The sequence below is a fragment of the Pseudomonas sp. TJI-51 genome, assembly GCF_000190455.2.
In the GTDB taxonomy this organism is placed as follows: domain Bacteria; phylum Pseudomonadota; class Gammaproteobacteria; order Pseudomonadales; family Pseudomonadaceae; genus Aquipseudomonas; species Aquipseudomonas juntendi.
The window spans coordinates 1121-7791 of the sequence record NZ_AEWE02000095.1; the positions used below are offsets into that span (position 1 = coordinate 1121).

The following is a 6671-nucleotide window of genomic DNA, read 5'->3' on the forward strand; positions in this document are numbered from 1 at the left end:
CTGCTGGCCATGGTCCTGGCGGTGGCGGCTACCCTGTGGCTGTTGCGGCGCAAGCTGCGGCCGCTGGACGCGCTGGTGCGCCAGGCCGAAGCGCTGGGCGCAGGTGACCTGAGCGCGCGGCTGAGCGTGACCAGCCACGACGAAATCGGCCAACTGGCCAGCAGCTTCAACAAGATGGGCGAGGCCTTGTCAGGCATGGTCGAGCACATTCGCAGTGCGTCCGAGCAAGTCAGCTCGCGCGCCAAATCGTTGTCTGGCCTGTCGGCCGGGGCCTGCGAGGGCATGGAGCAGCAGTCCGGTGAAATCACCAGCATGGCCGGTGCGGTGGAGGAGTTCAGCGCCACCTCTATGAACATCGCCGACAACATGGCAGGCACCGAGCGCATGGCGCGTGACAATGCCCAGCAGACCCGCATCGGCCGCAGCGCCATGGATGAAGCATCGCGTTCGCTGAAGCAGATCGCCGATGCCCTCGGCGGTACGGCCACGGTGATGGACAGCCTGGGGGCACGCTCGCAGGAAATCGGCGGCATCATCAGCGTGATTACTGCCATCGCCGAACAGACCAACCTGCTGGCGTTGAATGCGGCCATCGAGGCTGCCCGCGCCGGTGAGCAGGGCCGCGGCTTTGCGGTGGTGGCGGACGAAGTGCGCAGCCTGGCCGCACGAACCCGCCAGGCCACGGATGAAATATCCGGGATGATCACCAGCATCCAGCAGCAGACCGGGCACGCCATCACGACGCTGGAGCAGGGTAACCAGCTGATGCAGGAAGGTCTGCAGCGCAATGACAAGGTGGCGCAAGCGCTGGCGCGTATCGACGAGCAGAGCCGTGCGGCGGGTGAGCAGTTCACGGTGATCAGTACGGCGACTCAGGAGCAGAGCAGCACGGCGACGGTGCTCAGCCGCAATTTGCAGAACATTGCCCAGGCCAACGGCGAGCAGCGCGAGGTGGCCAATGAGCTGGCCTTTACCGCGCGGGAGCTGGAAGGGCTGGCGGCGCAGCTGCGGCAGGAAGTTGATCGTTTCCGCTGATATCGCAGGGGGCCGCAAAGCGCCCCCGGCGATCTACCGGCTTACATCGAACCTAGGTTCAACGCCTGCGCACAAGCCTGCAGCGACCGCCGCTCGCTTTGCGCATACAGCGCCAGCTCATCCTGCACCTGCAGCCCTAATGCCGCTTCAAAGGCATCGCGGTTGGCATTGCTGCCGTACTCGGCCTGCGCATCGTCACCCAGGTTGGACTGGAAGATGCCCGCCGCGCTTACCGGCAGAAAGTCCTCGTAGACCAGCGCTTCGAAGTGCACATGGCCGGCCTCGATCAAGCCCTCCAGGGTGGTGGGGCGGCCTTGCTGGTCACGTGCGGCCAGGCCTTTTTCGGTGGCGAAGTAACGGAAATACGCCAGGCCTTGCTCACGCATCTGCGCGAGGTCGTCCGGGAATTCGGCAAAGCTGTCCTTCAGCAGTGTCATGTAACGTTCAGCGTTGGCCTCGGCAGGCGCACCGCCCAAGGCAGCGCGGGTGGCATCGAGCAGTTTGTCGTACAGCTGGCGGCCCTTGGGTGTCAGGGCCGCACCGCGTTGCTCGATTTCGCCAAAGCGCGCGGTGTGGCTGCCTTCGCTGCCCTGCTGGTCGCTGAAGGCGACCTTTTCCTGCAGGGCCTTGAAGCTGGTCTGGCGCAGCAGGATCGGGTGGCGGCGGGTGGGCGGGCCTTCCACCACGGCCTTGGGCGGAATGCCCTTGGCCGGCATGCCGACCTGAATGGCATCGATGTCCAGCGTACGCGGGGTCAGGTGGTTGATGTGCGGGCCCTTGAAGGCCACCACGTCGGCAATCAGGCGGTGCTGATCGTGCAACTGCTGATATTGTTCGGCGGTGACGGTGGCGTCCTGGTGCCAGCGGAAGGTGTGCAGGGCCTCCTGCACGAATGCGGCGGCATCGGTGGCATTCAAGCCGCCGTCGCGCTCGCACTGGGCGATCAGTTCGAGGGCGCGCGGGGTGAAGATCTGGCGCTTGGCCAGGATGCTCTGGGCCAGTTCGCGCAGTTGCGGGTTGTCGATCAGTTCCAGGCGCAGCAGCGAGGTGAACACCCGGAACGGGCTGATGTGCAGGGACTGCTCGTGTACCGCGCGGAAGGCGGTGGAGTGCACCGGCACACCGGCAGAGCTAAGGTCGTAGTACCCAACCGGCTGCATGCCCATCACCGCGAACAGGCGGGCGATGGTAGCCAGTTCTGCGGCTGTGCCAACCCGGATGGCGCCATGCCGCTCGTGGTCCAGGCGCTCGATTTCGCCGGTCCAGCGCAGGGCCTCGGCAACGTCGGGCTGCTGGGCCATGACCTGCTGGTTGATTTCGCTCACCAGCTCCAGCAGCGTGCCGTACAGCGGCACTTCCTGTTTGTACATGAGCGACATGGCGGCAGAAAACTGCGCGCGAATGCTGTCGGGGCTGACGAAATCGTGGGCGGGCATCGCTAGCTTCCTGGTTAGGTTCGGACGCTTACATGAAAGCTGGGAATGCACCTTGCTCACAAGCGAAAAAAAGTGAGTGTGTCATTCCTTTTTTGATCGACCTCAAGGGCCATTGGGGCTGCTTTGCAGCCCATCGCGACACAAGGCCGCTCCTACAGGTCGAGGTGCGGCCTTGTGTCGCGAAAGTACCGCAGAGCGGCCCGGCAACCTCAAACCTGCAACTGCTCGCCGATCCACTCCACCAACGCCCGTACCTTGGGCACCTCAGCCGCATGCTCGGCATACGCCAGGTAATGCGCCCCGGCACTGCGCATGGCGTGATCCCATGGCACCACCAGGCTGCCGTCGGCCAGCTCCTTGGCTGCCAGGTAGCGCGGCACCAGTGCTACCCCGCAGCCTGTCTGCGCGGCGCTCAATGCCATATAGAAGGTATCGAAGCGCGGCCCGTGGTAGGCGTTGACGCTTTGCAGGTCCTGCTCCAGGAACCACTCGTGCCAGGCCTCGGGGCGCGAGGTACTCTGCAACAGTACCAACTCGGCCAGCTGTTCGGCGCCCGCCAACTCACGCCCGGCCAGCAGCTCCGGCGCACACACCGGCACCACTTCTTCGCCGAACAGCGCCACGCAGGTGGCACCCGGCCAGGTGCCCTGACCATAGAAAAACACCACGTCCGCCGAACCTTGCAGCAGGGCGAACGGCTCCATCTCGTTGCGGATATCCAGGTGGATATTGCTGTGCCGTTTGCCAAAGCCCTTGAGGTGCGGGATCAGCCAGCGCACGCCAAAACTCGGTTGAGTGGCGACCTTCAATATCTCGGTCTGCTCGCCATAGGTGAGCACGTAGCGGCTGGACATATCCACCTGGGTAAGGATCTTGTTGACCTCGGCCAGGTACAGGCTGCCGGCCGGGGTCAGTTGCAGGCGCCGGCGAATGCGCAGGAACAGGTGATGGCGCAGCATGTCCTCCAGCTGCGCCACCTGCTTGCTGACCGCGCTCTGGGTCAGGTGCAGCTCTTCAGCGGCACGGGTAAAACTCAAATGGCGGGCTGCAGCTTCAAAGCACTGCAGGGCGGTCATGGAGGGCACCAGGCGTTTGGACATAGCGGTCTCTGCGATACGGATCATTACCTGGTGGAATGATATGCGGAATAAAGGTCGTTTGTTGTACCTATGTGATCGGATTAATACTGATCCACATCATTTTTCCACCCCATCACCCGATGTAGGAGAAGCACAAATGGTTGCTGGATTGCTCGAGCGCCTTGGCGTTGCCGCCGAGGCTTACACCCAGGGCGATTACCCTGTTCACACGCCGATCGACGGCAGCCAGATCGCCTCGGTGAAACTGCTCGGCAAGGCCGAGACCACCGCCTGCATCGACCAGGCCCAGAGCGCCTTCGAAGCCTGGCGCAGCGTACCGGCACCACGCCGCGGCGAGCTGGTGCGTCTGTTTGGCGAAGTGCTGCGTGCGCACAAGGCCGACCTCGGCGAGCTGGTCTCGATCGAAGCCGGCAAGATCACCCAGGAAGGCCTGGGTGAAGTTCAGGAAATGATCGACATCTGCGACTTCGCCGTGGGGCTGTCGCGCCAGCTGTACGGCCTGACCATCGCTTCCGAGCGCCCAGGGCACCACATGCGTGAAACCTGGCACCCGCTGGGGGTGGTCGGCGTGATCAGCGCCTTCAACTTCCCGGTCGCGGTGTGGGCCTGGAACACCGCACTGGCCCTGGTGGCCGGCAACTCCGTGGTATGGAAGCCGTCCGAGAAAACCCCGCTGACCGCCCTGGCGTGCCAGGCACTGTTCGAGAAAGCCCTGAAAGCCTTTGGTGACGCCCCGGCGGGCCTGGCGCAGCTGGTCATTGGTGGCCGTGAAGCCGGTGAAGCCCTGGTCGACGACCCGCGTGTGCCGCTGGTCAGCGCCACCGGCAGCACCCGCATGGGGCGCGAAGTTGGCCCACGTGTGGCTGCACGCTTCGGCCGCAGCATCCTTGAGCTGGGCGGCAACAACGCCATGATCCTGGCCCCCAGCGCCGACCTCGACCTGGCCGTGCGCGGCATCCTGTTCTCGGCGGTCGGTACCGCCGGCCAGCGCTGCACCACCCTGCGCCGCCTGATCGTGCACCGCTCGATCAAGGACGAAGTGGTTGCCCGGGTCAAAGCCGCCTACGGCAAAGTCCGCATTGGCGACCCGCGCAAGGACAACCTGGTTGGCCCGTTGATCGACAAGCTGTCGTTCGACGCCATGCAGGGTGCCCTGGCCAAGGCCCGCGACGAAGGCGGCCAGGTATTCGGTGGTGAGCGTCAGCTGGCCGAGCAGTACCCGAATGCCTACTACGTGTCGCCAGCCATCGCTGAAATGCCGGCGCAAAGCGACGTGGTCCGCCACGAAACCTTCGCCCCGATCCTCTACGTACTGGCCTACGACGACTTTGAAGAGGCCCTGCGCCTGAACAACGAAGTGCCACAAGGCCTGTCGTCGTGCATCTTCACCACCGACCTGCGTGAGGCCGAACGTTTCCAGAGCGCTGCGGGTAGTGATTGCGGCATTGCCAACGTCAACATCGGCACCAGCGGTGCCGAGATCGGCGGTGCGTTCGGTGGCGAGAAAGAGACCGGTGGTGGCCGGGAATCCGGTTCGGATGCCTGGAAGGGCTACATGCGCCGCCAGACCAACACTGTGAACTACTCGCGCGAGCTGCCGCTGGCACAGGGTATCGTGTTCGACTGATCGGTTGATGCTGCATGGCCGGGGGCTTTGCCCCCGGTTCGCGGGTGAACCCGCTCCTACGGGCACTGCACAGCTTTTCGAACCTGTGCAGTGCCCGTAGGAGCGGGTTTACCCGCGAATGGGCTGCAAGGCAGCCCCAACAAGAACAAATTGCTGGAGCCGGGCCATGTCCGAACTGCGTCAACAATGCTTGTGGGAATTCGTCAGCACACCGAGCGTGGCCGCCCAGGCCCTGGCCGGTGAGCACAAGGCCGATGTGTGCGTGATCGGTGGCGGCATTACCGGCCTGTCGGCGGCCATTCACCTGCTCGAGCAGGGCAAGTCGGTGATCCTGCTGGAGGCCTGGAAGGTCGGCCACGGGGGCTCCGGGCGCAACGTCGGGTTGGTCAATGCCGGTACCTGGATCCGCCCCGACGACGTCGAGGCGACCCTTGGCCAGAAGCAGGGCAGCCGCCTGAACCAGGTGCTGGGTGAAGCCCCGGCTGAAGTGTTCGCAATGATCGAGCGCCTGGGCATCGACTGCCAGGCCCAGCACAAGGGCACGTTGCACATGGCGCACAACGCCACCGGCATCGCCGACCTTGAGGCCCGCCACGAGCAGTGGCGCCGTCGCGGTGCCGACGTGGAGCTGCTGACCGGCGCGCAGTGCCAGGAATACTGTGGCACCGACAAGATTTCCGCCGCGTTGCTCGACCGCCGCGCCGGCACCATCAACCCCATGGGCTACACCCAGGGCCTGGCTGCGGCCGTGGTGCGCCTGGGTGGCCAGCTGTTTCAGCAGTCGGCTGTCGAAGGCCTGGCGCGCGAGGGCGACGCCTGGCGGGTCAAGACGGCCCGTGGCTCGGTACGGGCCGACAAGGTGGTGATTTCCACCGGTGCCTACACCGAAGGCGACTGGAGCAACCTGCAGAAGCAGTTCTTCCGCGGTTATTACTACCAGGTCGCCTCCAAGCCGCTGCAAGGCGCTGAGGCCGACAAGGTACTGCCGCACGGCCAGGGCTCATGGGACACCCGCACCGTGCTCAGCAGTATCCGCCGTGACGACCAGGGCCGCCTGTTGCTCGGCAGCCTGGGCCGGGTCGACAACAAGCCCGCCTGGTTCGTGCGCAGCTGGGCCGACCGCATTCAAAGCCATTACTACCCGGGCCTGGGCAAGGTGGAGTGGGAAATGCACTGGACCGGTTGCATCGACTTCACCCCCGACCACCTGATGCGCCTGTTCGAGCCGGCGCCGGGGCTGGTGGCGGTGACCGGGTATAACGGGCGTGGGAATACCACCGGCACCGTGATTGGCCGGGCGTTTGCCGAGTTCCTGCTCAAGGGTGAGGCGGGCAGCCTGCCGATTCCGTTCTCGCCAATGAGTGGCGTGAGCGCGCCATCGCTGCGTACCGCGTTCTATGAGTCCGGGTTCTCGCTGTACCACGCGGGGCAATGCCTGCGGGTTGTGTTGTAAGCACTGGCCCTATCGCCGGC

At 64.8% G+C, this 6671-nt stretch carries 5 protein-coding genes; 3 read left to right on the top strand and 2 right to left on the bottom strand.

The features are described 5' to 3' along the window. On the top strand, positions 1-1035 hold a 1035-nt coding region (locus G1E_RS29740; protein WP_047150049.1), incomplete at its 5' end, for a methyl-accepting chemotaxis protein. A gap of 41 nt (positions 1036-1076) precedes the next feature. Here G1E_RS29740 and G1E_RS19905 read toward each other — a convergent pair. Continuing rightward, entirely contained in the window at positions 1077-2471 is a 1395-nt protein-coding gene (locus G1E_RS19905; RefSeq protein WP_009682138.1) for a VOC family protein, read from the bottom strand. A gap of 209 nt (positions 2472-2680) precedes the next feature. Continuing rightward, on the bottom strand, positions 2681-3571 hold the full coding sequence (locus G1E_RS19910; protein WP_009682137.1) for a LysR family transcriptional regulator: 891 nt from the start codon (positions 3569-3571) through the stop codon (positions 2681-2683). Positions 3572-3707: 136 nt separating this feature from the next. Between G1E_RS19910 and G1E_RS19915 the strand changes: the two genes are divergently transcribed. Then, positions 3708-5198 (top strand): aldehyde dehydrogenase family protein, encoded by a 1491-nt coding sequence (locus G1E_RS19915; protein WP_009682136.1) that lies wholly within the window; start codon positions 3708-3710, stop codon positions 5196-5198. A gap of 166 nt (positions 5199-5364) precedes the next feature. Then, entirely contained in the window at positions 5365-6651 is a 1287-nt protein-coding gene (locus tag G1E_RS19920) for an FAD-binding oxidoreductase (RefSeq protein ID WP_029888100.1), read from the top strand. Positions 6652-6671: the final 20 nt, after the last annotated feature.